The organism is Micromonospora sp. NPDC007230, assembly GCF_042869115.1.
Lineage (GTDB): Bacteria > Actinomycetota > Actinomycetes > Mycobacteriales > Micromonosporaceae > Micromonospora.
In genome coordinates, this window is record NZ_JBIAFE010000007.1 from 153,761 (window position 1) to 180,544 (window position 26,784).

Annotated in this window: 23 protein-coding genes; 10 read left to right on the forward strand and 13 right to left on the reverse strand. The window is 74.4% G+C overall.

From position 1 onward, the window contains the following. Nucleotides 1-219: 219 nt before the first annotated feature. Nucleotides 220-1,248 carry a non-homologous end-joining DNA ligase gene (gene ligD, locus ACFYML_RS12610; RefSeq protein ID WP_387420690.1) on the reverse strand — a complete coding sequence of 343 codons (1,029 nt, stop codon included), beginning with the start codon at nt 1,246-1,248 and terminating at the stop codon, nt 220-222. A gap of 47 nt (nt 1,249-1,295) precedes the next feature. Here ligD and msrB point away from each other — a divergent pair, with 47 nt between their 5' ends. After that, on the forward strand, nt 1,296-1,706 hold the full coding sequence (gene msrB / locus ACFYML_RS12615) for a peptide-methionine (R)-S-oxide reductase MsrB (RefSeq protein WP_387420691.1): 411 nt from the start codon (nt 1,296-1,298) through the stop codon (nt 1,704-1,706). 35 nt (nt 1,707-1,741) lie between these two features. On the opposite strand, the gene ACFYML_RS12620 is transcribed toward msrB, so the two are convergent. Next, nucleotides 1,742-2,017, reverse strand: coding sequence for an isoamylase early set domain-containing protein (locus tag ACFYML_RS12620; protein WP_387420810.1), 276 nt, complete (start codon nt 2,015-2,017; stop codon nt 1,742-1,744). A gap of 157 nt (nt 2,018-2,174) precedes the next feature. Between ACFYML_RS12620 and ACFYML_RS12625 the strand changes: the two genes are divergently transcribed. Beyond that, nucleotides 2,175-2,435, forward strand: a complete 261-nt coding sequence (locus ACFYML_RS12625; protein ID WP_073835399.1) for a Prokaryotic metallothionein — start codon at nt 2,175-2,177, stop codon at nt 2,433-2,435. Nucleotides 2,436-2,586: 151 nt separating this feature from the next. Next, a complete protein-coding gene (locus tag ACFYML_RS12630; protein WP_387420692.1) occupies nt 2,587-3,036 on the forward strand; it encodes a GNAT family N-acetyltransferase in 450 nt (149 codons plus the stop codon). A 101-nt stretch (nt 3,037-3,137) separates the two neighbouring features. On the opposite strand, the gene hemQ is transcribed toward ACFYML_RS12630, so the two are convergent. Genes hemQ through hemE form a run of 3 tightly spaced genes read right to left on the reverse strand, consistent with a single transcriptional unit; the run spans nt 3,138 to nt 6,398 of the window. After that, nucleotides 3,138-3,839, reverse strand: a complete 702-nt coding sequence (gene hemQ, locus ACFYML_RS12635) for a hydrogen peroxide-dependent heme synthase (RefSeq protein WP_387276596.1) — start codon at nt 3,837-3,839, stop codon at nt 3,138-3,140. Beyond that, entirely contained in the window at nt 3,836-5,296 is a 1,461-nt protein-coding gene (hemG, locus tag ACFYML_RS12640; protein ID WP_387420693.1) for a protoporphyrinogen oxidase, read from the reverse strand. The genes hemQ and hemG overlap by 4 nt, the downstream gene beginning before the upstream one ends. A 10-nt stretch (nt 5,297-5,306) precedes the next feature. Then, entirely contained in the window at nt 5,307-6,398 is a 1,092-nt protein-coding gene (gene hemE, locus ACFYML_RS12645) for a uroporphyrinogen decarboxylase (protein ID WP_387420694.1), read from the reverse strand. A gap of 192 nt (nt 6,399-6,590) precedes the next feature. Here hemE and ACFYML_RS12650 point away from each other — a divergent pair, with 192 nt between their 5' ends. Next, entirely contained in the window at nt 6,591-7,163 is a 573-nt protein-coding gene (locus ACFYML_RS12650) for a DUF3000 domain-containing protein (protein WP_387420696.1), read from the forward strand. Nucleotides 7,164-7,224: 61 nt separating this feature from the next. Here ACFYML_RS12650 and ACFYML_RS12655 read toward each other — a convergent pair whose 3' ends face one another. Both ACFYML_RS12655 and ACFYML_RS12660 read right to left on the reverse strand, forming a co-directional pair. Then, complete coding sequence (locus ACFYML_RS12655; RefSeq protein ID WP_387420697.1) at nt 7,225-7,989, reverse strand: hypothetical protein; 765 nt, start codon at nt 7,987-7,989, stop codon at nt 7,225-7,227. A gap of 120 nt (nt 7,990-8,109) precedes the next feature. After that, the gene (locus ACFYML_RS12660; RefSeq protein WP_387420811.1) at nt 8,110-9,252 is read right to left on the reverse strand and encodes a trypsin-like peptidase domain-containing protein; all 1,143 of its coding nucleotides are present in this window, start codon (nt 9,250-9,252) and stop codon (nt 8,110-8,112) included. A 670-nt stretch (nt 9,253-9,922) separates the two neighbouring features. Between ACFYML_RS12660 and ACFYML_RS12665 the strand changes: the two genes are divergently transcribed. From ACFYML_RS12665 to ACFYML_RS12680, 4 genes are all read left to right on the forward strand, one after another. Next, a complete protein-coding gene (locus tag ACFYML_RS12665; RefSeq protein WP_387420812.1) occupies nt 9,923-11,179 on the forward strand; it encodes a ribonuclease D in 1,257 nt (418 codons plus the stop codon). A 239-nt stretch (nt 11,180-11,418) separates the two neighbouring features. Next, the gene (locus ACFYML_RS12670; protein ID WP_073835390.1) at nt 11,419-12,642 is read left to right on the forward strand and encodes a thiolase family protein; all 1,224 of its coding nucleotides are present in this window, start codon (nt 11,419-11,421) and stop codon (nt 12,640-12,642) included. Beyond that, entirely contained in the window at nt 12,639-14,708 is a 2,070-nt protein-coding gene (locus tag ACFYML_RS12675) for a 3-hydroxyacyl-CoA dehydrogenase NAD-binding domain-containing protein (RefSeq protein ID WP_387420698.1), read from the forward strand. The genes ACFYML_RS12670 and ACFYML_RS12675 overlap by 4 nt, the downstream gene beginning before the upstream one ends. A 307-nt stretch (nt 14,709-15,015) precedes the next feature. Continuing rightward, on the forward strand, nt 15,016-15,846 hold the full coding sequence (locus ACFYML_RS12680; RefSeq protein ID WP_387420699.1) for a hypothetical protein: 831 nt from the start codon (nt 15,016-15,018) through the stop codon (nt 15,844-15,846). A gap of 60 nt (nt 15,847-15,906) precedes the next feature. Here ACFYML_RS12680 and ACFYML_RS12685 read toward each other — a convergent pair whose 3' ends face one another. The 3 genes from ACFYML_RS12685 to ACFYML_RS12695 form a co-directional block, all read right to left on the reverse strand. Continuing rightward, nucleotides 15,907-16,293, reverse strand: a complete 387-nt coding sequence (locus ACFYML_RS12685) for a VOC family protein (protein WP_387420700.1) — start codon at nt 16,291-16,293, stop codon at nt 15,907-15,909. Nucleotides 16,294-16,517: 224 nt separating this feature from the next. Then, nucleotides 16,518-17,669 (reverse strand): cell wall metabolism sensor histidine kinase WalK, encoded by a 1,152-nt coding sequence (locus ACFYML_RS12690; RefSeq protein WP_198940316.1) that lies wholly within the window; start codon nt 17,667-17,669, stop codon nt 16,518-16,520. Further along, on the reverse strand, nt 17,666-18,334 hold the full coding sequence (locus ACFYML_RS12695; RefSeq protein WP_387420701.1) for a response regulator transcription factor: 669 nt from the start codon (nt 18,332-18,334) through the stop codon (nt 17,666-17,668). The genes ACFYML_RS12690 and ACFYML_RS12695 overlap by 4 nt, the downstream gene beginning before the upstream one ends. A 128-nt stretch (nt 18,335-18,462) precedes the next feature. Between ACFYML_RS12695 and ACFYML_RS12700 the strand changes: the two genes are divergently transcribed. After that, on the forward strand, nt 18,463-19,656 hold the full coding sequence (locus tag ACFYML_RS12700; RefSeq protein ID WP_387420702.1) for a peptidase C39 family protein: 1,194 nt from the start codon (nt 18,463-18,465) through the stop codon (nt 19,654-19,656). Between the two features lie 75 nt (nt 19,657-19,731). Here ACFYML_RS12700 and ACFYML_RS12705 read toward each other — a convergent pair whose 3' ends face one another. Beyond that, nucleotides 19,732-21,039 (reverse strand): PQQ-binding-like beta-propeller repeat protein, encoded by a 1,308-nt coding sequence (locus tag ACFYML_RS12705; RefSeq protein WP_387420703.1) that lies wholly within the window; start codon nt 21,037-21,039, stop codon nt 19,732-19,734. A gap of 119 nt (nt 21,040-21,158) precedes the next feature. Here ACFYML_RS12705 and ACFYML_RS12710 point away from each other — a divergent pair, with 119 nt between their 5' ends. Further along, nucleotides 21,159-22,997: a hypothetical protein gene (locus tag ACFYML_RS12710; RefSeq protein ID WP_387420813.1), complete on the forward strand. Its 1,839-nt coding sequence runs from the start codon at nt 21,159-21,161 to the stop codon at nt 22,995-22,997. 22 nt (nt 22,998-23,019) lie between these two features. Here the strand turns inward: ACFYML_RS12710 and ACFYML_RS12715 are convergent, their stop codons facing one another. Beyond that, nucleotides 23,020-24,807 (reverse strand): hypothetical protein, encoded by a 1,788-nt coding sequence (locus ACFYML_RS12715; RefSeq protein ID WP_387420704.1) that lies wholly within the window; start codon nt 24,805-24,807, stop codon nt 23,020-23,022. Continuing rightward, on the reverse strand, nt 24,765-26,648 hold the full coding sequence (locus tag ACFYML_RS12720) for a hypothetical protein (protein ID WP_387420705.1): 1,884 nt from the start codon (nt 26,646-26,648) through the stop codon (nt 24,765-24,767). Before ACFYML_RS12720 ends, ACFYML_RS12715 begins: the two co-directional genes overlap by 43 nt. Between the last annotated feature and the right edge of the window lie 136 nt (nt 26,649-26,784).

Here is a 26,784-nt window from a genome sequence, read left to right on the forward strand (position 1 = left end):
GCCTCAGCGGGCCACTAATCAACGGGCCAATGGGCAGGTCTGCACGGCCTCTGGAGCTGACAGCACAGGCGAGTCAACGCCGGATCGGCGGTGAATCGTTTACGCCATCAGCTCCGGAGGACCTGTACACGGGTACCTGACCCGGCATCGCCGCCAGGGACGACGCTCGGCCGATCGACTGACCCGGACGGGGGTCTGCTGCCGGCCGCCCGCTGATCGTCAGGTGGTCTTGCGGTCGCGGTCCTTGGAGGGCTGCACTCGTTTCGGCTCGCCGGGCATCTTCGGGTATTCCGGCGGGTACGGCAGGTCGCCCTGCCCGGCGGCGGCGTCCCGCTCGGCCCACTCCAGCAGCGGGCTGATGTCCCACGGGGCGTCGTCGATGCCGGCATGCGGGTCACCCCGCTCGGCCAGCCGGGCCGGCACGCTGCGCAGGTCGAAGTCGTCCGGGTCCACCTGGGTCAGCTCGTCCCAGTCGACCGGGGTGGAGACGGTGGCCCGCGCGTTGGCCCGCAGCGAGTACGCGCAGGCGATGGTCCGGTCCCGGGCCATCTGGTTGAAGTCCACGAAGACCCGGCTGCCGCGCTCCTCTTTCCACCAGGCGGTGGTGACCAGCTCCGGACGGCGGCGTTCCAGCTCCCGGGCCAGCGCGATGGTGGCCCGGCGCACCTCGACGAACGTCCAACGCGGCTGGATCCGCAGGTAGACGTGCACGCCCCGGCCGCCGGACGTCTTCGGCCAGCCGGCCACGCCCAGCTCGTCCAGCAGCGCCCGCAGCTCGCCGGCCGCGGTGACCGCGTCGGCGAAGTCGGTGCCGGGCTGCGGGTCCAGGTCGATCCGCAGCTCGTCGGGGCGGTCGACGTCGGCGGCGCGGACCGGCCACGCGTGGAAGACCACCGTGCCCATCTGCGCCGCCCAGGCCACGTGGGCCAGGTCGGCCGGGCAGAGCTCGGCGGCCTTCCGGCCGCTGGGGAAGCTGATCTCCGCGGTCCGGATCCACGGGGGTACGCCCCGGGTCGGCACCCGCTTCTGGAAGAACATCTCCCCCTCGATGCCCTCGGGGAAGCGCTGCAACGTGGTCGGCCGGTCCCGCAGGGCGCGCATGATCCCCTCGCCGACCGACAGGTAGTAGTGGAAGACGTCCGCCTTGGTGAAGCCGCGCTGCGGGAAGATCACTCGGTCCGGGCTGCTCAGCCGTACGGTGTGCCCGGCGACCTCGATCTCCTCGGCTGCGGCCTTGGTGCCACCCATTGCGCGACCATATGCGATGCCACCGACGCCCGGCGTACCGTTGACCGGTGAGTCTTTCCGAGAGCGAACTGCCCACCACTGAGGAAGAGTGGCGGGTCCGGCTGAGCCCCGAGGAGTTCCGGGTCCTCCGCGAGCACGGCACCGAGCGGCCGTGGACCGGCGAGTACGTCGACACCAAGACCCCCGGCGTCTACCACTGCCGAGCCTGCGGGGCGGAACTGTTCCGCAGCGAGGACAAGTTCGACTCGCACTGCGGTTGGCCGAGCTTCGACGACGCGATCCGCGGCGCGGTGAAGGAGATCCCCGACAACACCCTCGGCATGCGGCGTACGGAGATCCGCTGCGCCCGGTGCGACAGCCACCTGGGGCACGTCTTCGAGGGCGAGGGGTTCACGCCGAAGGACACCCGGCACTGCGTGAACTCGGTCTCGATCCGGCTGGAGCCGGAGCAGGGCTGACCTGCCCCGGCCGACCGACCAGGCCAGCCGCACAGTCAGAGCAGCAGGCGGGAGCCCCGCTCGTCGACCGCGTCGGCGGACTCGTCGTCCAGCCAGATTCCGCCGCTGGCGAGGTAGCGGAAGTGGTGCTCGCCGGGGCCGAGCCGGACGGTGATCGTCCGGGTGCCGTCCCGGCGGGGCATCAGCTCGTGCCGGCCGGGCTCCCAGTCGTTGAAGCAGCCGACCACGCTCACCGTGCCGGACGGGGTGTCGCGCGGCAGGCAGAAGGTGACCCGGGTCTGGTTGCCGAACAACTTGTTGCGCTTGATCACGTGGTCCTCCGGGGGTGTCGGGGCGGTCACCAGGCCTAACGTCCGACACGCCGGGGGCGACTCGCCGTCGAGCCGGACCAGATTCCCCGGTTCCGGTTGCCCGCGTGTGTCGGCTGCTCGACGCTGGGGTGACGTGTCCATATCGGGGGGATTTGTAATGGCAACCTGCGAGGTATGCGGTAACGACTACTGGGGGGCGTTCGAGGTCCGTACGGCCAGCGGGGCGGTGCACACCTTCGACTCCTTCGAGTGCGCCATCCACCGGATGGCGCCGATCTGCGAGCACTGCCAGATCAAGATCGCCGGCCACGGTGTCGAGGTCAACGGCCGCTTCTTCTGCTGCGCGCACTGCGCACGGGCGGTAGAGGGCGCCCAGGGCGCCGAGGTCCGCGACGCGGTGGGCGCCCGCCCGTCCTGACCGAAAGGCGCCCCGCGCGGTTCCCCGGGGTCGGCGATGTGGCGGCATCCGCCCCGCGCAGCCCCCGGTCGGCGAGGTGGCGGCATCCGGCGCGCCCAGACACCGCCAGGTCGGCGATCTGGCGCCGCCTGGCCACGCCTAACATCGCGGGATGCCCGTCGAGTCGCACGTCGCCAGCTTCGCCGAGTTGGCCGCCCGCACCTTCCACGACCTGCTCCGGCTGCGCATCGACGTGTTCGTGGTCGAGCAGAACTGCCCGTACCCGGAGCTGGACGGCCGGGACGTCGAACCCGGCACCCGGCACCTCTGGCTGACCCGGGACGGCGTGGTCGTGGCGTACCTGCGGATCCTGGCCGACCCGGACGGCGTGGCACGGATCGGCCGGGTGGTGGTGGCGCCGGCGGCCCGCGGCGCCGGCCTGGCCGGCCGGCTGATGACCGAGGCGCTGGCCGTGGTCGGCGCGGGTCCGTGCGTGCTGGACGCGCAGACCCACCTGGTCGACTTCTATGCCGGCCACGGCTTCGCGATCAGCGGCCCCGGGTACGTGGAGGACGGCATCCCGCACACCCCCATGCGGCGGGAGGGCCGGCCACCCGCCTGAGCGGACATACCGCGAGGCAGCATTTTCGGGGAAGGTGCTGCCTCAGCCGCGGCGGACGCGGCACCCTCCCCGAGGTTGCCGCGTCCGCCGACGACCAAGCGTCAGGCCAGGCAGGTGACGATGTCGGCGATGGACCGGCGACGACCGGTGTAGAAGGGGATCTCCTCCCGCACGTGCCGCCGGGCCCGGGAGCCCCGCAGGTCCCGCATCAGGTCGACGATCCGGTGCAGCTCGTCGGCCTCGAAGGCGAGCATCCACTCGTAGTCGCCGAGGGCGAACGAGGCCACCGTGTTGGCCCGCACGTCCGGGTAGCCGCGGGCCATCCGGCCGTGCTCAGCCAGCATCTCGCGGCGCTCGGCGTCCGGCAGCAGGTACCACTCGTACGAGCGGACGAACGGGTAGACGCAGAGGTAGGCCCGGGCCTCCTCGCCGGCCAGGAACGCCGGGATGTGGCTCTTGTTGAACTCGGCCGGCCGGTGCAGCGCCATCTGCGACCAGACCGGGGTGAGCGCCCGGCCCAGCGTGGTCCGGCGGAACCGCAGGTACGCGTCCTGGAGCGCGTCGCTGGACGAGGAGTGCCACCAGATCAGCAGGTCGGCGTCGGCGCGCAGGCCGGCCAGGTCGTACGTGCCCCGGATGGTCACGTCCTTGCCGGCCAGCTCGGTGAAGAGGGACTCGACCTCGTCGACGACGTTCTCGCGCAGCGACGGGAGCGGGCTGGTGGCCCGGTACACCGACCACATGGTGTAGCGGATGGTCTCGTTGAGCTCCCGCAGCCGGGCCGCGTTGGTCTGCTCGGTCATGCTGCCGATCCTCCCAGTGCTGTGATGATCTCTTCGGCCGCCGTCTCGCCGGAGCGGACGCAGACCGGAATGCCGACGCCGTCGTAGCCGGCCCCGGCCAGGGCCAGCGTCGGGTGGGCGGCGCGCAGGCCCGCCCGGACCGCCGCCACCCGCGCGCCGTGGCCGGGGGTGTACTGCGGCAGGGCCCCGCCCCACCGCTGCACGTGCCGGGCGACCGGGGCGGGTAGCGGGGCGCCCAGCACCTTGGACAGCTCCCGGTGCACGGTGGCGACCAGGTCGTCGTCGGTGAGCTGGAGCGAGGTCTCCTCCCCGTACCGGCCGACCGAGGCGCGCAGCAGGGCGAGCCCGTCGGCCCGGCGCAGGTGGCCCCACTTCGTGGTGAAGAACGTGGCCGCCTTGATCAGCAGGCCCTCGGTGGCCGGCGCCAGGAAGCCGGAGAGCTCCGGCAGCTCCGGCGTGGGCAGGGCCAGGGTGACCAGGGCGACGCTGGCGTAGTCGAGCCCGCCGACGGTGGCGGCCACGTCGGGCGCCGGGCCGGCGAGCAGCCGGGCGGCCGGGCGGGCCGGCACGGCCAGCAGCACGGCATCGGCCTCGACTTCCGACAACTCCAGCTCGGCGCGTCTGCCGCCGCGCCCCGACCTGGAGCCGTCGTCGGGCTCGCGGGTCGGGCCGACGGTGAGCCGCCACCCCGTCGATGTCCGGTGCAGCTCGCGGACCGCCGCGTCCCGGCGGATCGTCGCGCCGCTGCACCGCGCCGCCGCCTCGACCAGGGTGCTCAGCCCGCCGGCCAGGGTGCCGAAGACCGGCGCGCCGGGGGTGCGCGGCGCGGCCGCCTGCGCGGCCCGGACCGCGCCGACCAGGGTGTGCTCGACCCGGGCCGCGCGGGCCAGCGCCGGCATGGTGGTGACCAGGGAAAGGCCGTCGGCCCGGCCCGCGTAGACGCCGCCGAGCATCGGGTCGACCAGCCGGTCCACCACCTCGTCGCCGAACCGCTCCCGGACCAGCGCGCCGACCGCCATGTCGGCGTCCGGGCCGAGCAGCGGGCGGCCGGCGTCCCGGTCTGCGTCCGCCGCCGGCCGCGCCACCGCGGCCACCTTCTCCAGATCACCGGGTACGCCGACCAGCGTGCCGCCGGGAACCGGGCGCAGTCCGCCGTCGACGACCAGCGCCGCCTGCCCGACGGTCGGGTGCACGATCGAGTCGACCAGGCCGAGCCGGCGGACCAGGGTCACCGCGGCCGATTCCCCGCCGGCCGGGTCACGCATCAGGAACGACTCGGCGCCGAACTCGACGGGCTGCCCGGCCAGCTCGCCGGTGCGCAGCTTGCCCCCGAGGAGGCCGGACTGCTCGTACACGGTGACCTCGGTGCCGGCGGGGGCGCGGTCGCGCAACCGGACGGCGGCGGCCAGCCCGGTGACGCCGCCACCGACGATCGCCACCCGCCACGGTCGCGCCATGGTCCCTCCCCTACTCGACCGGCCGCGCGCTGAGTTCGTGCACCAGCGCGACCACCCGGGTCAGCACGTCCGGGTCCGTCTCCGGCAGGACGCCGTGCCCGAGGTTGAACACGTGACCGGGGGCGGCCCGCCCCTCGTCCAGGATCCGGCGCACCTCGGCCTCCACCACCGGCCACGGGGCGAGCAGCACGCACGGGTCGAGGTTGCCCTGCACGGCCTTGTCCGGGCCGATCCGGCGGGTCGCCACGTCCAGCGGGGTACGCCAGTCCACGCCGACCACGTCGACGCCGGCCTCGCCCATCGCGCCCAGCAGCTCGGCGGTGCCCACCCCGAAGTGGATCCGGGGCACGCCGGCGTCAGCCAGGCCGCTGAGCACGTGGGTCGAGTGCGGCAGCACGTAGCGGCGGTAGTCGGCCTCGGACAGCGCGCCGGCCCACGAGTCGAAGAGCTGCACCGCGGACACCCCGGCGTCGACCTGGACCCGCAGGAACGACAGCGTGACCTCGGCCAGCCGGGCGCACAGGGCGTGCCAGAGGTCCGGGTCGCCGTACATCAGCGCCTTGGTCTTCGCGTGGGTCCGCGACGGCCCGCCCTCGACCAGGTAGCTGGCCAGGGTGAACGGGGCGCCGGCGAAACCGATCAGCGGGGTGTCCCCCAACTCGGCGACGAGCAGCCGGACCGCCTCGTCCACGTAGGACACGTCGTCGCGGGTGATCGGCCGGATCCGCTCGACGTCGGCGGCGGCGCGGACCGGCTCGGCCACCACCGGCCCGGTGCCGGCCACGATGTCCAGGTCGATCCCGGCGGCGGCCACCGGGACCACGATGTCGCTGAACAGGATCGCCGCGTCGACCCCGTGCCGGCGGACCGGCTGAAGGGTGATCTCGGTGACCAGCTCCGGACGGCGGCACGACTCCAGCATCGGCACGTTGGCCCGGATCTCCCGGTATTCCGGCAGCGACCGGCCGGCCTGCCGCATGAACCAGACCGGGGTGTGCGGGGCCGGCTCGCGCCGGCAGGCGCGGACGAAGGGCGAATCGGCCGGCCCGCCACGGCGGGATTGTCCGTCTCGGGCGGCGGTGCCCGTGGTGTCGGTGGTCATCGCGGCAATCGTGCCACGCGTGCGGGCGGCCCCCGCCGCCACCGTCACCTTTTGTGACGTGAACGGAAGGCCCTGGTTGACGCCCCCGACGCCCGAAGGCCCCGGCCGGCAGGTTTCCTCGCCGCATGATCGCGGCCCGCCGCTCGGCGCGCCGTCCCGCCGTACCGGCGGGCGGCGGCATAGGCTGCCCGCATGGCCCCCCCGATCGCGCTCCCGGAAACCTTCGCCCGCGCGGTCGCGGGGTTGCGATCGGTGGCCCCCCGCCCGGAGATCGTGCTGGAGGAGGTCGGCGCCCCGCAGCGCCTGGCCCCGTACGCGTTCGCGCTCTCCGCCGCGGTCATGCGCGACGACGACGAGGTGGCCACCGGGCGCCTGATCCTGCTGCACGACCCGGCCGGGCACGAGGCGTGGCAGGGCACCCTGCGGCTGGTCACGTACGTGACCGCAGAGCTGGAGGTGGACCTGGCCAGCGACCCGCTGCTGCCGGGGGTGGGCTGGACCTGGCTGACCGACGCGCTGGACGCGCAGGACGCCCGGCACCGGGCCATCGGCGGCACGGTCACCCAGACCCTCTCCACCCGGTTCGGCGAGCTGGCCGGGCCGCCCGCCGCCGGGGACATCGAGATCCGGGCCTCCTGGACCCCGCTCGGCGTCGACCTGTCCCCGCACCTGCTCGGCTGGTGCGCCCTGCTGGCCTCGACAGCCGGGCTGCCGCCGCCCGGGGTGACGGCCCTGCCGTCCCGCCGCCCCGCCGGCGCCGCCTGAGCGGCGGAAAAACCGGCGACGGGCCACCCCGGGTGACCGGAGCGGCCCGCGCGGTACCCCGTCAGAGGTAGTTCTCGGCCTCGTCGCAGACCTTGTCCAGGCCCTTGTTGGCCTTGTCGAAGGCGGCCTTGTTGCCGGTCGACGCCGCCGCGATGGCGGTGGTCAGCTTGTCCAGGCAGGTGGCGATGACCTTCTTCTGCCGGGCCTGCTCGTCCCGGTCGTTCTTGGTGCCGGTCAGGTTCTGCTCGGTGTCGGCAAGCTTGTCCCGGACCGTCTGCAGGTCAGCCTTGAGCTTGTCGATCTCCTGCCGGTTCGCCGCGATGGTGCCGTCCCGCTGGCTGACCTGCTGCTCCGTGCGGTGCAGCTTCCCGTTGGTGGTGACGTAGAGGCCGGTCATCACGCCACCGAGCACGAACAGCAGCCCGGCGACCAGGGCGAGGATCAGCGTGCTCCGCCCCTTGCCGGCGCGCGCCGCCGGCGCCCCGTACGGCGGGACCGCACCGGGCGGGGCCGACATCGGCTGCGTCCCGAAACCCGGCCCGGACACGGGCGGGGCGGACATCGGCGGCGCCGACATCGGCTGCGGGTAACCGGGCCCGGAGACCGGGGCGGCGCCCGGCGCGTACTGCCCCGGGACCGGGGTGGTAGCCGGCGGGTACTGCCCGGGGACCGGGGCGGCGCTCGGCGCGTACTGCCCCGGGACCGGCGGGGCGGGCGCCGGGGTGACGGGTTGGGGCGCGGGCTGGCCGCCGTACGGGCTGCCGTACCCGGTGCCGCCCGGCGGCTGGGGCGGGTAGCCCGCCGCTCCGGTCGGTGGCTGGGACATGACGTACCTCCAAGTGTGCTGGTCCCCGTGGGGTGGCCCCGAAGGGCCGTGGTCTGCGGGTCGACGTGGTCGGGGCCACGCGTCGACGGATGCGGTCAACGGCGACCGGGTGCGGGCCGGTCAGCAGAGCGTGAAGGTGTCGCAGGCGGTCTTGATCGGCACCGCGAGGCCGATGCCCTCGGCGTCCCGGGCCTTGGCGGTGGCGATGCCGACGACCTCCTTGGACCCGTTGATCACCGGTCCGCCGGAGTTGCCGGGGTTGATCGGCGCGTCGAACTGGATCACCGGGCCGGAGCCGCCCTCGTCCGGGCGGAACGCGCTCACCACCCCGGTGGTCACGCTGTCCTGCAGGCCCAGCGGGGCGCCGACCACCACGATCTGCTGCCCGGACTTGACCGGCGTACGGGCCGCGACCAGCCCGGTGAACCGGGCCGTGGTGCGCAGCTGGGCGAGGTCCTTGTCCTTGTCGACCTTGACAATGGTGGCGTCGAAGCGCTGGCCGGTCCGCTCCAGGAAGACCCTGCGGCCGCCCCCGTCGTAGACCGACTCCACCACGTGGAAGTTGGTGAGCAGCATGGTGCCGCCGCCGGACGGCGGCTTGCCGATCGCGAAGGCGGTCCCGGTGAACTGGCCGGCGCTGACCCGGAACACGCTGGGCAGCACGGCACTCGCCACGGCCTCCGGGTTGAAGGCGGAACCGGCCTGCTTCTCCAGGGCCTCCGCCCGCTTCTCCAGCCCGTCCAGCCGGCTGCCGTCCGCGCCCTGGGCGTCGGCCAACCGCCGGTCGGTGGCGGCGAGCCGGTCGTCCAGCCGGTGGATCTGGTACGCCTGCACCCCCGCGACCACCGCCAGCACGCCGGCCAGCACAAGCGCCACCACCGGCAGCCGACGCCCGCGGCCGGTCCCGCCCGCGGCCCCGCCCGGGTACGCCGGCCCCGGGGCGGGCTGCCCCGGCAGGGCCGGCCCGGCGGTGGGCTGGCCCGGATAGGCCGGTCCCGAGATCGGCTGCCCCGGGTAGGTCGGCGCGGCGACCGGCTGCCCCGGGTGGGCGGGTGCGGAAGTCGGGTGGACCGGTGCGGAGGTCGGCTGAGCCGGGTGGGCCGGCGCGGAGATCGGCAGTCCGGGGTGGGTGGGCGCCGCGGCTGGCTGCCCCGCGAACGCCGGCCCCGGGACCGGCTGCAACGGAACGGAGGCCGGCGGCGCGGGCGCGGTGGTGGGCTGGATGGGCGCGGTGGTGGGCTGGGCGGCGAAGCCGCCGGGGATGGTCGGCTCGGCGCCGACCGGCTGCCCGGGCGCGCTACCCGGCTGGGGCGGCGGCCATCCGTCCTGGGGGCGCTGGGCGGCCGAGGCACCGCCCGGGCCCCACTGGCCGCTGTTCGGCGCCGCCGGCCAGGTGGCTCGAGGTGCGGGCACGGCCGGCTGGCCCGGCGCACCGGCGGGCTGCTCGGGGGCGGGGACGCCACCGGTGGGCGCGGCCGGGAAGCCGGTGGGCGCGCCGAACGGCGCCGGCTGACCGGGCGCGACCGGTGGGATCATCCGCGGCGGCAGGGGCCCCGGCCGGGCGCTCTCGCCGCGTGCCTGGTCGGCCGTCTCGTCGGGGCCCGGCCCCGGCACCTCGGCACCGCCGTACGCAGCCGTCATGATCGCTCGTCCTCCCCCGGTGAACGCCCCGCCCGACACCGCCCGACGGCCCCTCGACACCCCGGCTGCGGCTCGATGGACCGTACCTGCGCGAACGGGGTTTGTCTCCCCTGTTGTCCGACCCTGCCACGGGCGCGCAAGCCGACCTGCCCCGACACCCGGCGGTCATCCCGCCGACACGCGCCGGACCGGCTGCGCACACCGCGTCGGACGCGCGCACTAGGGTTGTCAGGTGACCGACGAACCACCCCTGCGCCGTCGGGCCGCCGAAAGCCGTACGGGAGAGGCAGCACTGCGTCCGTCGTCGGCCGGGTCGGAGCCGGCGGACGCGGGGACCGAACCCACCGCCGGCGGGCCCGTGCCGCTGACCGCCCCGCGCGAGGGCACCCCCGCGCCGGTGGCCATGCCGAGCGAGCTCGAGGAGGTCGTGGCCCGCTTCGCGGCGGGCATCGGCCCGGTGGCCCTGGACGCCGAGCGTGCCTCCGGATACCGCTACAGCCAGCGGGCCTACCTGGTGCAGCTGCGCCGGGCCGGCTCGGGCACGGCGCTGATCGACCCGTTGCCGCTGCCCGACCTCTCCGCCCTGGACGCGGCGATCGCCGAGGCCGAGTGGGTGCTGCACGCCGCCAGCCAGGACCTCGCCTGCCTCGGCGAGCTGGGGCTGCGCCCGCGCCGGCTGTTCGACACCGAGTTGGCCGCCCGGCTGGCCGGGTTCGAGCGGGTCGGCCTCGCCGCGCTGACCGAGCAGCTGCTCGGCTACACGCTGGAGAAGCACCATTCGGCGGCGGACTGGTCCAGCCGGCCGCTGCCGGAGTCCTGGCTCACCTACGCGGCGCTGGACGTGGAGATGCTGGTCGACCTGCGCGACGCCCTCGACGAGGAGCTGCGCCGGCAGGGCAAGTCGGAGTGGGCGGCGGAGGAGTTCGCCGCGCTGGTCCGCAACGGCGCCCGGCCACCCCGGGTCCGGGCCGAGCCGTGGCGGCGTACCTCGGGCATCCACCGGGTGCGCGGCGCCCGCGCGCAGGCCCGGGTCCGTTCCCTCTGGTACGCCCGCGACCAGATCGCCGCGCGGCGGGACGCCGCCCCGGGGCGGGTGCTGCCCGACTCGGCGATCGTGGCCGCCGCCGAGCTGGACCCGAAGGACGAGAAGGCGCTGCTCACTCTCCCCGGCTTCGGCGGCCGCTCGGTACGCCGGCTCGCCCGGACCTGGCTGGCGGCCCTGGACGACGCCCGGCAGCTGCCGGACGACGCGCTGCCGGTGACCCCGGTGGTGGAGGGTCCGCCCCCGCCGCACCGCTGGGCGGAGCGGGATCCGGTGGCGGCCGGCCGGCTGGCCCGCTGCCGGGAGGTGGTGCTACGCATCGCCGGTGAGCACAACCTGCCGCCGGAGAACCTGATCGCACCGGACTACGTCCGCCGGCTCGCCTGGCAGCCACCGGAGGAGATCACCGACGAGACCGTGGCGGAGACCCTCCGCGGCTTCGGCGCCCGGGAATGGCAGCTCACCCTCCTCCTCCCCGCCCTCGCGTCCGCTCTCACAGCCCCTTGATCTCGCGTTGATCATGAGGTTGGCGGCATTTTTGGAGATCCACATCGCCGTCAACCTCATGATCGACGGAGCGCGGCGCCGCGGGCGGGATGTGGGGTTGGCCACACGGGGGGTGGTGTCGGCGTTGGTTACTGGCGAGTAGCATCCGGGGAAACGCCAGCGCCGGCGACCTTCATTCGGCCCGTGGCGCCGCCGGTCGGCGCGCGGAGGCCGAATTGTGGTCGAAAAGGAGGCTCCAAGTGCCCCGTGAAGTTCGGGACGTCGTCTTCGTCGACGGCGTCCGCACCCCGTTCGGCAAGGCGGGTGGCATGTACGCCAACACCCGCGCCGACGACCTGGTGATCCGCTGCATCCGGGAGCTGATGCGGCGCAACCCGCAGCTGCCGCCGGAGCGGGTCGAGGAGGTCGCCATCGCCGCGACCACCCAGATCGGCGACCAGGGCCTGACCATCGGCCGCACCGCCGCCCTGCTGGCCGGCCTGCCGAAAACGGTGCCCGGCTTCGCCATCGACCGGATGTGCGCCGGGGCGATGACCGCCGTCACCACCGTCGCCAGCGGCATCGCGATGGGCGCGTACGACGTCGCCATCGCCGGCGGCGTCGAGCACATGGGCCGCCACCCGATGGGTGAGGGCGTCGACCCCAACCCGCGGATCATCGCGGAGCGGCTGGTCGACCCGTCCGCCCTGGTCATGGGCGCCACCGCGGAGAACCTGCACGACCGGGTCCCGCACATCACCAAGGAGCGCACCGACGCGTTCGCGCTCGCGTCCCAGCAGAAGACCGCCAAGGCGTACGCCAACGGCAAGCTCCAGGGCGACCTGGTGCCGGTCGCGGTGCGCGACCCGGAGACCGGCTGGGGCCTGGCGACCGTGGACGAGGCGCCCCGGGACACCTCGCTGGAGAAGCTCGCCGGCCTGAAGACCCCGTTCCGCCCGCACGGCAAGGTCACCGCCGGCAACGCGGCCGGCCTGAACGACGGCGCCACCGCCGCGCTGGTCGTCGCCGAGGAGACCGCCCGCGAGCTGGGCCTGCCGATCGCCATGCGGCTGGTGTCGTACGGCTTCGTCGGCGTCGAGCCCGAGGTGATGGGCGTCGGCCCGATCCCCTCGACCGAGAAGGCGCTGCGCATCGCCGGCCTCAGCATCGACGACATCGGCCTGTTCGAGCTGAACGAGGCGTTCGCCGTGCAGGTGCTCGCCTTCCTCGACCATTTCGGCATCGCCGACGACGACCCGCGGGTCAACCCGTGGGGCGGCGCGATCGCCGTCGGTCACCCGCTCGCCTCCTCCGGCGTGCGGCTGATGACCCAGCTCGCCCGGCAGTTCGCCGAGCACCCCGAGGTCCGCTACGGCCTCACCGCCATGTGCATCGGCATCGGCATGGGCGGCACCGTCATCTGGGAGAACCCGCACTGGACGGAGTCCGGCAAGCCGGTTCAGCGGGAGGGTGGAGACAAGTGAGCACGCCAGTCGCACCGAACGAGGTGGTCACCAGGGCGCTGCTCCGCCAGGTGAACGTACCGGGGCTGGACCGGCCCGCCGCCCTGATCACCCTGGACAACGGTCTCGACCACACCAAGCCGAACACCTTCGGGCCGGGCGGACTGACCAGCCTGGACGAGGCGATCACCACGGCCCTCGCGGCGAACCCGGTGTTCGTCGCGGTGACCGGCAAGCCGTACATCTTCTGCGTGGGCGCGGACATCACCGGTCTGCCGCTGCTGGCGAACCGCGAGCAGGCCCTGGAGATCGGCCGGCTCGGCCACCGGGTCTTCGCCCGGCTCAAGGACAGCCAGATCCCGACCTTCGCCTTCGTCAACGGCGCGGCGATGGGCGGCGGCCTGGAGCTGGCCCTGCACTGCCACTACCGGACGCTGTCGGCGGGCGCGGCGGCCCTCGCGCTGCCCGAGGTCTCGCTCGGGCTGGTCCCCGGCTGGGGCGGCACCCAGCTGCTGCCGAACCTGATCGGCATCCCGGCCGCCACCCAGGTGATCCTGCAGAACCCGCTGATGCAGAACAAGATGCTCAAGCCGAAGCAGGCCGCGGAGATGGGCATCGCGGACGTGCTGCTGGAGCCGGCCGACTTCCTCGAGCGGTCCCTGGAGTGGGCCGCCGGCGTGGTCAAGGGCGAGGTCGCCGTGACCCGGCCCGAGGTCGACAAGGACATGTGGGCGGGGGTGCTCTACTTCGCCCGGCAGACCCTCGACCAGCGGCTGCACGGCGCGGTCCCGGCCGCGTACCGGGCGCTGGACCTGCTGGAGACCGCGAAGGACGCCGACTTCGCCGCCGGCACCGCCGCGGAGGACGAGGCCCTGGCGGACCTGGTCTTCTCCGAGGAGCTGCGCAGCGGCCTGTACGCCTTCGACCTGGTGCAGCGGCGGGCCAAGCGGCCCGCCGGCGCGCCGGACAAGGGCCTGGCCCGCCCGGTCACCAAGGTGGGCATCGTCGGCGCCGGTCTGATGGCCAGCCAGCTCGCCCTGCTGTTCGCCCGCCGCCTGCAGGTGCCGGTCGTCCTGACCGACCTGGACCAGGCCCGGGTGGACAAGGGCCTCGGCTACGTACACACCCAGATCGAGAAGGCCGTCAGCAAGGGCCGGATGGACAAGGGCACCGCCGCCAAGCTGTACGGCCTGGTCAGCGGCTCGGTCGACAAGTCCGTCCTCGCCGAGGCCGACTTCGTCATCGAGGCGGTCTTCGAGGACCTGAACGTCAAGAAGCAGGTCTGGGCCGAGCTGGAGAAGATCGTCAAGCCGGAGGCGGTGCTCGCCACCAACACGAGTTCGCTGTCGGTCACCGCGATGGCCGAGGACCTGGAGCACCCGGAGCGGGTGGTCGGCTTCCACTTCTTCAACCCGGTCGCCGTGCTGCCGCTGCTGGAGATCGTCCGCGGCGAGCGGACCGACGACGCCACCCTGGCCACCGCGTTCGCGGTCGGCAAGCAGCTGAAGAAGTCGAGCGTGCTGGTCAAGGATGCTCCGGCGTTCGTCGTCAACCGGCTGCTGACCCGCTTCCTCGGCACCGTGTTCGCCGCCGTCGACCAGGGCACCCCGCTGGACGTGGCGAACAGCGCGCTGGACCCGCTGGGCCTGCCGATGCGCCCGCTCGCCCTGCTCCAACTGGTCGGCCCTTCCGTGGCGTACCACGTGGGCGGCACCCTGCACGCCGCCTTCCCGGACCGGTTCGAGGTCAGCGAGAACCTCAAGCGGATCGCCGACTCCGGCCAGCCGATCGTGGTCGACGACCAGGTCAACGAGGAGGTCGTCAAGTTGCTCGTGGTCGGCGACCAGCCGCTGACCGCCGAGCAGGTCCGGCAGCACGCGCTCGACGCGCTGGCGCAGGAGATCCGGCTGATGCTCGACGAGGGCGTCGTCGCCGAGGCGCAGGACATCGACCTGTGCATGATCCTCGGTGCCGGCTGGCCGTTCCACCTGGGCGGCGTCACGCCGTACCTGGACCGGACCGGCACCTCCGAGCGGGTCACCGGCCAGCGGTTCCTGCCGCGCGGGGTGGCCGGCCTGCCCGCCTGACCACCGCCGCTCCCCCGCGATCGCGGTGGCCGACCGTCCCTCCCGGACGGTCCGGCCACCGCGTTCGTCGTTTCCGGGGCCGGACCGGCATCGCTCGCTGCCTGCGCCACCGGGCGGACGATGCCGGCAGCTCGGGCGCATCCGGTCCGTCACCGCCCGGTCACCCCGCGCTCGCGGCCGCGTCGGCGGTGCGGCGGGGCCGGTCACGAGCCGGTTCCGGTTTCGTCACGTCGGCACCCGTCGGTCAGCGGTCTGTCGGTCGGGCTCGCTACCATCACGCGTCCAGATTTCTTAGGAGCTGACCAACATGTCCCAGCCGCCGTCCAGTCCGTACCCCGGTTCATACCCTCCGCCGCAGCAGCCCGGCCAGCAGCACGGCGGTGGCTACCCGCCGCAGCAGCAGCCCCAGTACGGTGGCGGCTACCCGCCGGCTCCGCAGCAGCCCGGCCCCCAGTACGGCGGCCACCCGGAGGCGCCGCAGCAGCCCGCCCCGCAGTACGGCGGGTACGTGGAGACCGGCCAGCCCAGCTTCGGCGGCCCGGAGGTGCCGCCGAAGAAGAAGTCGAAGGCCGGCAAGATCGTGCTGATCGTGCTGGCCGTCGTGGTGGTGCTGTGCATCGGTGGCGGTGCCGCCATCTGGTTCGCGGCGAAGGACACCGTGGGCGACGTGGTCGAGGCCACCAAGACCCGGGTGTCGGCTCCGGAGACCCTCGGCGGCCGGCCGAAGGTGGACAACCCGCAGCTCCAGTCCGCCGCCACGGAGATGGAAGCGGAGATCAAGAAGGACGTGCCGGACGCCACCAGCGCCGTCGGCGCCTTCTACGGCGACCCCACGAAGCAGGATCTGGTCATGATCGCCGGCGCGTCCGGCGTGATGGCCGACCCGAAGAAGGAGCTGGACGACGCCACCACGGGCCTCGGCAGCGAACTCGGGGTGACCGAGTTCAAGACGGTGGACGCCGGCCCGCTCGGCGGCGACGCCAAGTGCGGCGACGGCAAGATCGACGGCGACCCGGTCGGGGTCTGCGTCTGGGCTGACCGGGGCAGCGTCGGCATGATCGTCATGTACTTCAAGCCCGCGTCCGCGCTGCAGTCCGAGTTCGTCGCCATGCGGGGCGAGATCGAGCACAAGAGCTGATCGCTCGCCAGACCGGTGACCGGGCCCCCGCTGTGGCGGGGGCCCGGTCACGTTTCCGGATCAGGCCGACGCGGCCCGCTCGGCGGGGCTGCGGCAGACGCAGAACTCGTTGCCCTCCGGGTCGGCGAGCACCACCCAGCCGGTGCCGTCCGGCCGGCGCCGGTCGGCGACCGGCGTGGCCCCGACGCCGAGCAGCCGCTCGACCTCGGCGTCCCGGGTGCCCTCGGCCGGGTGCAGGTCGAGGTGGAACGCGCCCTTGCCGTGCCGCTCCCCGACCGACACGAAGAGCAGGTCGGGGCCGTGCCCGTCGGGCGCGACGAGCACCGCCTCGGGGTCGCCCGGGTGGTCGTCGTCGTGCAGCTTCCGATCGAGCACCCCCGCCCACCAGCTCGCCAGGGCGTACGGGTCGTCGGTCTCGACAGTGACGCAGTGGATCTGTGCACTCACGGTGCTACCTCCTGGTTGGAGTGCGCCCCGCGAAGTTGACGGACGTCAGCGGCGGCTGCGGGGCGCGGGAGTCTTCACGGTGGACATCGACCACACCCCCTTCCGCATTTCGAGCTGACGCGCAGCATCATGCCACCGCCCCGGCCCTGCGCACAAACCCGCCGCCGGCCCGGCCGTTGAGCTGCGGGGCCGAGCCGGACGGCCGGACGCCCGCCGGCGGCCGGTCAGGTGGCGGCGGGGGCGTCGGCGGACGGCAGCGTGACGGTCACCTCCAGGCCGCCGCCCGGCTGGGCCACCGCCGTCACCGTGCCGCCGTGTGCATCGCAGACCGCCCGGACGATGGAGAGCCCCAGGCCGGAGCCACGGGCGCCGGTGCGCTCCTGGCCGCCCCGCCGGAACGGCTCGAACAGCCCCGGCACGTCCGCCGGGGCGACCTCGAAGCCGGTGTTGCCCACCACCAGCCAGGACCGCTGCCCGTCGGTGCCGGTACGCACCCAGAGTCGCCCGTGCAGGTGGTTGTAGCGGACCGCGTTCTCCACCAGGTTGCCGGCGAGCCGGTCGAGCAGCCCCGGGTCGCCGACCACCGGGGCCGGGCGCAGCGCGGTGTGCACCTTCAGCCCGATCCGCTCCACCTCGCCGGACATCGCGGAGAGCGCGTTGGCGGTGCCGGCGGCCAGGTCGCACTCGGCCCGCCGGGCCAGTCGGCGGCCCGTCTGGGCCTCGCTGCGGGCCAGCACCAGCAGCGCGTCGACCAGGCCGTTGGCCCGCTCCGAGGCGTCCCGGACCACGGTGGCCATCCGCCGGTACTCGGCCCGGTCCGCCTCGTCGTCGCTGAGCGTCACGTCGATCTCGGTCCGCATCACCGCCAGCGGGGTACGCAGCTCATGCGAGGCGTTGGCGACGAACCGTTTCTGCGCCTCGAACGCCGCAGCGATCCGGTCCAGCATGGCGTCGAAGGTCCGGGCCAGCTCGGCGACCTCGTCGTCCGCGCCGGACCAGCCGATCCGCTGGTCCAGGGTGGCCTCGCCGAGCCGCCGGGCGGTGGCGGTCACCTGGTGCAGCGGGCGCAGCGCCCGGCCGGCCACCAGATACGCCCCGGCGACCCCGACCACGCTGATCACCAGCAGCGCCACCAGGCCCTTGACCAGCAGCTCCGTCGAGGCGGCGCCGACCAGATCATGCTGCCACTGCCCGGCGTCCAGGGTGCGGCCGTCGGCGAGCACCACCGTGGTGCCGGGCCGCAGCTCGTCGGTGGGGCGCAGCGCGTCGCGGACCAGCAGCCAGGCCAGCACCACCAGGATCGCCCCGGCGCCGACGAGCAGCACCCCGTTGAGCAGGGTGAGCCGCAGCCGCAGCGTGGGGCGCAGGCGGATCATGCGGCGACCTCGGCGGTGCGGTAGCCGGCGCCGACCACCGTCTCGATCAGGGGCGGGTCGCCGAGCTTCTTGCGCAGCGTCATCACGGTGACCCGGACGATGGTGGTGAACGGGTCCGTGTTCGCGTCCCAGACCCGTTCCAGCAGTTCCTCGCTGGAGACCACCGCGCCGCGCGCCTTGAGCAGCTCGGCCAGCACGCCGAACTCCTTGTTGGTCAGGTCGACCGGCACCCCGCCGCGGGTGACCACCCGGCGGGCCGGGTCGAGCACCAGGTCGGCGACCGCCAGCACCGGCGGGACGGCCGGGGTGGCCCGCCGGCCCAGCGCCTGCACCCGGGCGACCAGTTCGTCGAAGGCGAACGGCTTGGGCAGGTAGTCGTCGGCGCCGAGCTGCAGGCCCTCCACCTTGTCGGCGACGGTGCCGCTGGCGGTCAGCATCAGCACCCGGGTCAGGGTGCCGGAGGCGGCCAGGTCGGCACAGATCTGATCGCCGTGCACGCCGGGCAGGTCCCGGTCGAGGATCACCACGTCGTACCGGGTGACGAAGGCGGCCTCGTGCCCGGTGGAACCGTCGTAGGCGACGTCCACGGCCATCCCGCGCTTGCGCAACCCGCGCGCGATCGCGTCGGCGAGGTTCCGCTCGTCCTCGACCACCAGTACCCGCATCCCCGGCCTCCCAGCTTGTGACCTCCCGACAACCTAGTGCCGGCCACCAAACCAGCATCCCGCGCCGCCGTTGCAAAGAATCTTCGCGTACGCCATGCTTCCCGGCACCTGGCGACAAGGAGCTGCCGATGACCGGAACGCCCACCGGGCGGGACGTGGCCTACCACCGCTTCCGCTTCCCGGACGAACTGGGCCGCGGGGCGTCCGACGGGCTGATCGCCGGCCCGGGCGGCCTGGTGGTCGGCCCGGCGGCCGGCCGGGTCGAGCACACCGATCCGCACACCGGCAGCACCGCCGGCTACGACCTGGCGACCTGGACGTCCCCGCCGGTCCGGCTGGGTTTCCCGGCGGCCGAGATCGTCCCGTCGTGGACCGCGGACACCCCGCCGGGCTGCTGGCTGCGGGTGGAGCTGCGCGGCTGGGCCGAGACGGGACCGTCGACCGGCTGGTACGTGCTGGGTGACTGGGCGGCCGACGAGGCGACGATCCACCGCAGCTCGGTGCCCGGGCAGGCGGGCGACGACGCGCGGGTGGCGGAGGACACCCTGCGGGTCAGGGACGCGGTGGTCACCGGCTGGCAGGTCCGGGTCAGCCTGTTCCGCCGCCCCGGTGCCTCGGCCGGCCCGGTGCTGCGCACGGTCGGCGCGGTCGCCTCCGGCAGGGCCGCGGCCGGGTCGGTGGAGGCTGCGGCACCGCCGCCGACCGGCGCCCGGGGGCGGGTGCTGGACGTGCCCCGCTACTCGCAGCGGCTGCACGCCGGCGGGGAGACCCGCTGGGGCGGTGGTGGGGACTCCTGGTGCAGCCCCACCTGCACGTCGATGGTGCTGGACTTCTGGGGCGCCGGGCCCGCCCCCGACCGGTACGCCTGGGTCGACCCGCCCGGCCCGCGGCCGGTGGTGGTGCACGCCGCCCGGCACTGCTACGACCACGCGTACGCGGGGGCCGGGAACTGGGCGTTCAACACGGCGTACGCGGGGCTGCACGGGGTGGACGCCTTCGTCACCCGGCTGCGTTCCCTCGCCGAGGCGGAACGGTTCGTCGCCGCCGGCGTACCGCTGATCCTGTCGGCCGCCTTCGTGGCGGGGCAGGTGCCCGGGCTGGACTACGACACCCGGGGGCACCTGATGGTGCTGGTCGGCTTCACCGCCGACGGCGACCCGGTGCTCAACGACCCGTACGCCTCGGACGACGAGGGGGTCCGCCGGACGGTGCCCCGAGCGGCGTTCGAGGCGGCCTGGCAGGCGGGCAGCGGCGGCGTCACGTACGTGGTCCGGCCGGCGTCGGTGCCGCTGCCCTCGCCGCCCGAGCAGGCCAACTGGTGACTCCGTCGCGGCCCATGGGCCGGGCGGCGTACCGGCCGGTGGACCGCCGGGCCGGCGCGCCGCCGGCCGGCTGACTCACGGCAGCCGCCACACCGCGAACCCGCCCTCGGTGCGCCGGCAGACCAGCACGTCCCCGCCGGTCCGACAGTCACCGAGCATCCCGGGCAGCGCGTCCAGCACCCGGCTCCGGGCGGCCGTGAGGTCCAGTTCAGCCACGAGCAGGCGCCCGTCCCGGCTCCGCCGGGCGCCGATCAGCCGGCTGTCCGGTTCCAGCCAGCTCGCCAGTTCCCAGGTGCCGAGGTCGGCCACCTCCCGGCCGGTGGCCGCCTCCACCACCACGAGCCGGTCCCCGCCCGACCACGCGGAGCTTTCCGGCCTGCCGTGGCCCGAGCTGACCAGGAACCAGCCGCGTTCTGCCCGCAGCACCGCCTGCCAGCGCGGGTTGCTCCATCGCACGACGCCGGTCGCCGGGTCGAGCGCCCACATCCCCCCGGTCTGCCGGTAGGCGCAGAGCAGGTCGCCGCAGTCGGTCAGGTAGCCGACCTGGGCGAGCCGGGCTGTCCAGCGCCGGTCCAGCCGATCCAGGCCGTAGCCGGTCACCGTGCCGCCGTTGTCACTGATCACCAGCAGCAGGTCGCCGACGATCTGGTTCCGCTGCCAGCTCGGCAGCTGACCGGGGCGGATGTTGCGGGCGGCCAGCAGGGAACCGCTGGCGGGGTCGCGCACCTCAACCTCGCCGGAGGGGGCGGCCAGCACGATCCGGTCCACGCCGTCGGGGCCGAAGCGCAGGTTGGGGCCGTCCAGCGGGGTCGGCACCGACCACAGTGTCCGGCCGGACGCCGCGTCGACCCGGCGGAGCGAGCCCTCGCCGGAAACGTCGAGGTTCTGGAGGAGCACGTCGTCGCCCGCCGGGTAGCTGGCCCCGGGTTGCTGCCAGCCCGACCGGCCGGTGCCGGCGTCGAGGGCAGTCGTCCGGAACACGCCCTCGGGGCCGCCCACCGGGCGGCCGCTGACCAGCACCGTCCCGCCCTGCTGCAGCAGCCACACGTCGCCGCCGCCGGCCGGGAGCGAGGAGCGCCACAGGACGGCGGGCGGCCCCTCCGCCGGGATCCGGTACGCCACCAGCAGCCGCCCCGTACCCTGCTGCGGGTCCAACGGATCCACCAGGTAGAGGCGGCCGGCCGCCAGGAAGACGTCCGCGCCGAGCCGGGCCGGCACGATGGCCATCGCGCGCTCCGGGCGCGGGGCTCCGCCGGCGACCACCCACAGGACGGCCAACAGCACGGCCAGCACCCGGTACGGCCGGCTGACGGCGCGCGGCGGGCGAGGCGCCGGTTCCGGCGCCGGGTCGCGGCGGAGCTCGCCCAGATCGATGACCGTCACGATCACCCCTTCCCGGGCAGCCGCCCGGCCCACCAGCGGCGGGCGTACCGGCCGGGCGGGGTGCCGCCGGGTCGCCTGTACGATGGCCCGTCGTGGCTGTGCCGGTGGTAGACCCCTCGCTGAACCCGTCGCCCGTCGTGGTCGAGCCCGTCGCGGCGGTCCCGCCACGCCGGCCGCGGCGACGGCCGGCCCGCGCCGACGTGCTGGCCATCGGAGCCTATGTGTTGCTCGGGGTTCTCGTCTGCCTCAACTACTGGGGAGACGTGCAGCACCGGGTCTCCTCGCACCTGCCGACGGACCACAGCTGGTTCGAGTGGCTCTTCGCACACGGCGCCTACTCGGTGCGGCACCTGGAGAACCCACTCTTCACCGCCCGGCAGAACGCCCCGGACGGGGTGAACATGATGGCGAACACCTCGCTGCTCGGCGTCACCCTGCCGCTGGCGCCGCTCACCCTGCTCCTCGGCCCGCAGGTGATGTACGCGCTCTACCTGGGCGCGGCCCTGTCGGCGACGGCGGCCACCTCGTACTGGATGCTCTCCCGGCACCTGGTCCGCTCCCGCGCGGCGGCCTTCGTCGGCGGGGTGTTCCTCGGCTTCGCCCCCGGCATCGTGCACCACGCCAACGGGCAGCCGAACTTCGTCTCCAACTTCCTGCTGCCACTGATCGTGGCCCGGGTGCTGCGCCTCGGCGAGCCGGGCCGCCGGCTGCGCAACGGCGTCGCGTTGGGGCTGCTGGTGGCGTACCAGATCTTCATCAACGAGGAGATGCTGCTGCTGACCGCGCTGGCCTGCCTGGTCATCGTGGTGGCGTACGTGGTGCAGCGGCCACGCGCGGCGCGGGAGCGGGCGGCGACGTTCCTCGCCGCGCTCGGCGTGGGCGGCGGCCTGGCCCTGCTGCTGACCGCCTACCCGATCTGGTTCCAGTTCAACGGGCCGCAGTCCTACCGGGGCCTGCAGGGCGGGGTCTTCCACAACTGGGGCGAGGACCTGATGGCCTTCGTCACCTTCGCCCGGGACACGGTGGCCGGTGACGAGGCGGTCGAGCAGACCATCGGGCTGACCGAGCAGAACACCTGGTTCGGCTGGCCGCTGGTCCTGGTCGCCCTGGTCGCCCTGGTGCTGCTGGTACGCCGCTCGCTGCCGGCCCGGATCGTCGCCGTGCTGGTGGTGGTCTTCACGGTCGCCGCGATCGGCCCGAAGGTGCGCTTCGACGGGGTCGAGACCACTGTCGACGGCCCCTGGGCGTACGTGCCGGACGACCTGCCGCTGGTCGAGATGATGATGCCGACCCGGCTGGCCCTGGTGGTGGCCGGCGCCGTCGGCGTGCTGCTCGCGCTGGCCTGGAACGCCCTGGCCGGGGCGGGCCGCCCGCTGGTGCCGAGGCAGCGCGCCGGGACGGACACCGGGACGCCGCCGGCTGCCGGCCCGCGTCGCCGCTGGCTGCGCGGCATCGGGTACGCGGCGATCGTGGCGGCCCTGCTGCCGCTCTTCCCGCGCCCGCTGCCGGCCGAGCGGATCGACCCGCCGCCGCACTTCATCACCGCGGGCGGCTGGCGGCCGTACGTGCCGGACGGCCGGACGCTGGTCCCGGTGCCGATCCCGAGCAACGTGCACGGCCTGCCCACCCTGCGCTGGAGCGCGCTGACCAGGCAGGAGTTCCCCATCCCCGCCGGCTACTTCATCGGCCCGAACGAGAACGGTGCGGGGGTCTTCGGCGCGCCGAACCGGCCGACCAGCACGCTCATCTACGCCACCATGGACGCGAACAAGGTCCCCGCGATCACTGCGGAGCACCGCCGTCAGGCGGTCGAGGACCTGCGCTTCTGGAAGGCGTCGGTGGTGGTCCTCGGCGCGCACCCGCGCGAGGCGGTGCTGCGCGACCTGATGACCGCGCTGCTCGGGCCGCCGCAGCGGATCGACGACGTCTGGCTCTGGGACGTCCGCGACCGGCTGTGAACCGACCCCGCCATGCGCACAGTCAGCCGACCAGGGGGCGGACGTCCCAGACGTACGCGCCGGCCACGTCGCGGCCCGGGCCGACGAGGGCGTCCACCGTGGTCCGGACCGGGTCGCCCGGGAACGAGCCGGCCTGCACCAGCACCGCCGCCCGCCAGTGCCGCAGGTCCGCGACCGCCTGGCGGCGCTCGGCGGCGCCGACCGGCGGCACCTGACCGGTCTCGGCGGCCCGCCGCAGCAGCAATGAGGTGGGGCGGTCCGGCGCGCCCCAGCGCGCGGTCGGGTCGTCCGCGCTCCGGGGCCCGATGAAGTAGCCTCCCGGCGCGTGGAACGCCAGCCCGGTGCGGGCCGACCAGAAGGTGGCCGGGCTCTTCGCCGCACCGGTCACCGGCGGCACCGGCACCAGCGTCCGGCCCGGCGCGACGTACGCCCGCCAGCCGCCGTCGGCGACGAAGGCCGGCACCGGCACCACCGGCACGGTCCGGATCGGGGTGGGGACCAGCGGCAGCAGGGCGGCGGCGACCGCCCCGGCCCAGGGTGCCCAGGTCCGGACCGACCGGTGGCGGAGCCGGTCCAGCGCGAGGGCCAGCAGCACCCCGAGCACCGGTATGCAGACCAGCGCGAACCGGGCCGGCACCACCAGGTCGAGCAGCGGCACCCCGGCGACCAGCCGGTACGGCCCGGGCAGCCCGGTGTCGTGCCGGTTCACCACGATCGTGGTACCGAGGGAGAGCAGGGCGAACAGCAGCCCGCAGACCGCGAGGGCGCGGACCAGCGGCCGCCGCCACAGCCGGACCACCACCAGCAGGGCGAGCAGCGGCAGGAACGGCCCGAAGAAGGAGGTCTGCTCGGTGGGGTTCGGCGCCAGCAGCCGCGAGTGACGGTCGTCCCCGGCCACGCTCTGCCGGGCCCCCGCGGTGAACGAGGCGACGTCCAGCCGGTAACCCTGGGCGAAGAACGGCATCCCCGCGTAGTGGCCCGGGCCGCGGAACTGGAACCACAGCGGGTACGCCAGCAGGGCCCCCGCCACCAGCGCGCCGACCCCGAGCCGGCGCAGCACCACGGGCGCCAGCCGGCGGGCGGCCGCCCGGTCGGCAAGCGCGTACGCCCCGGCGACAACCCCGGCGGCCAGCGCCACGAAGACCAGCACCTCCTCGCCGAGGAAGACCTGGTAGGCGACGGCCAGCCCGAGCAGCACCCCGTCCCGGCGTACCCGGTCGGTGGCCGGGCGGAACACCAGCGCGAGGATCACCGGGACCAGGAACTGGGCGGCCATGTGCAGGTGCGCCCCGGCCTGCGACACCATGCCGGGCGCGAAGCCGCAGAACAGCCCACCCAGTGCTGCGGCGGCCCGGGACCGGACCAGCCGGCGGGCCAGCAGCGCGTACCAGGCGGTGGCGGTGCCGGCGAGGCAGGCGACCACGGCGACGAGGAAAGCCGTCTGGGAGCCGAACAGCAGGGTGACCGGGGTGAGCGGCAGGCCCAGCCCCAGCACCGAGGTGTTGGCCATCAGGTTCACCCCGTCCGGGGCGTTCAGCGCGGTGCTGTGCAGCGGGCTCTCCCCCGCGGTCACCGCCCGGGCCGCCCGGGCCAGCATCCACTCGAAGAGCATCTGGTCGCCGGCCTGGTGGAACAGCCGCTCCGGCCGCCGCCACTGTTCGCCGGTGAGCAGGACGGCCAGGCCGAGGTAGCCGGCGACCACGAGGGCGTCGACCAGGCGGAGGCGCCGACGCCGCGACCGGGCCGCCGGCGGGTCCGGCGGGGCGGTCAGGCCGACCGGCTGGTCAGTGTCCGGACGTCCCACAACCACACGTCCAGCTCCTGCCGGGCCGGCCCGATCAGCTGCTCGACGGTTTGCCGCAGCGGGTCGGCGTTCGGCTGGTCGAGCGGCAGCACCACGACGGCGGCCCGCCAGTGCCGCAGCTCGTCCAGGAAGCGCCGGCGCTGCCGGTCGTCGAGTTTCGGCGTACGCCCGGTGGCGGCGACCTCCGCGAGCAGGTCGCCGATGCCGCTGGGCCGACCGCCGAAGCGGCCCGGGTCGCCGGTGACCCCGTTACGTGGGGCGAGGAAGTACCCGCCGGGGATCTTGAAGGCCAGGTCGGTGCTGGCCGCCCAGCGCATCGCGTTGGTGTTGCCCATGCTCGGCACCGGCACCGACACGAGCGTCTGGTCCGGGCCGACGTACCGCCGCCACCGGTCGGCGGTGATGAACCGGGGCACCTCCGGCCGGGTGGTGACCTCCAACGGCATCGGCGCGATGGGCAGCAGCGCCAGCACCAGACCGGCGACCGTCAGGGTCCGTACGGTCCGGCGTTCGGCGGTCCGCAGCGACCAGGCCCGCTCCACGGCGAGGGCCAGCAGGATCCCGATGACCACGGTGGTGATCAGGCCGAACCGGGTCGGCACCACCGCGTCGAGCAGCGGCAGCCGGACCAGCAGCTCCCACGGGCCGGTGACCAGCTCCCGGTCCCACCAGGACACCCGCTCACCGAGGGAGAGCACCGCGAAGAACAGCCCGGTCACCGCGAGCGCCCGGACGATCACCTCCCGGCGGAGCCAGACCACGATGCCGACGGCCAGCAGGGACAGGCTCCAGCCGAAAAAGGCGTTCTCCTCCGAGTAGTTCGGGGCGAGGTTGACGTTCGCCCGCTCGTGGCCGCCCAGCGTGGGCGAGCCGGGGGCGAAGAACGAGGCGATGTCGTTGCCGTAGTCGCGGACCGTGTCGCTGAGCCCGTGGTACGCCATCGGCCCGGCGAACTGGACCCAGAGCGGATACGCCAGCAGCGACCCGGCGAGCACCGCGCAGACCGCCAGCCCGGTCCCCAGGGGACGCCACGCGGTGGCCCACCGCTCCCGCTGCTGCGCGACCACCGCCAGCAGGAACACGCCGCAGGCCAGCGCGGTGAAGAGCAGGATCTCCTCGTTGATGAACGCCTGCGCGGTGACCAGCAGGGCGAGCAGCGCGCCGTCGCGGGCCGGGCGGGTGGAGCGGGTCAGCACCAGCACCCGCCAGACGATGAACGGCAACAGGAACTGGGAGATGATGTTGGGGTGCCAGTTGGCGTGCGACAGCATCGCCGGCGAGAACCCGCAGAACCAGCCGCCCACGGCGGCGGCCAGCCGGGTACGCACCACGTGCCGGGAGAGCACCCGGTACCAGGCGGCGGCCGTGCCGGCGAGGCCGAGCGTCACCAGCGTGACGAAGGAGACCGCCGGTCCGAACAGGACGGTGATCGGCACCATCGGGATGCCGAGGGCCAGGATGGCGGTGTTCGCCATCAGGTTGACCCCGTCCGGGTAGTTGAACTGGTCGGTGTAGAACGGGAACTCGCCGTGCAGCACGACGCGTACCGAGTGGGCGAGGAAGAACTGCACCTGCGCCGGGTCGCTGCTGTAGAGGGCGGCCACCCGGCCGGCCGGGTCGACCCAGATCCGGCTGGTCACCCAGAGCGCGGCCAGCAGGAAGATGCCGTACATGGCGAGGTCCTGCCGGCGGGGCGTCCAGCGTGGGCGCGGCCGGGCGGCCGGCCGGCCGTTGCCGGGGTCAGGGGCGGGATCGGGGGCGGGCGGGGCCGCGGTGGTGACGGAGGCGGAGCCCGTCGGGGCGTCGGCGTCCGCTGGCGAGTCGCTACGGGGCTCGGCAGGCGTCACAGTCGGCGGAGTCTACCGGAGCCGGAAAATGGCCGCGAAAGGCACACCACCGTCCACTGTGGCGAGCATCCGAAGGGGGTGAGCCGGGCGCGGCCGGACGACGGGCCGTCTCGTACCATGTGGCTCGCAAACACGA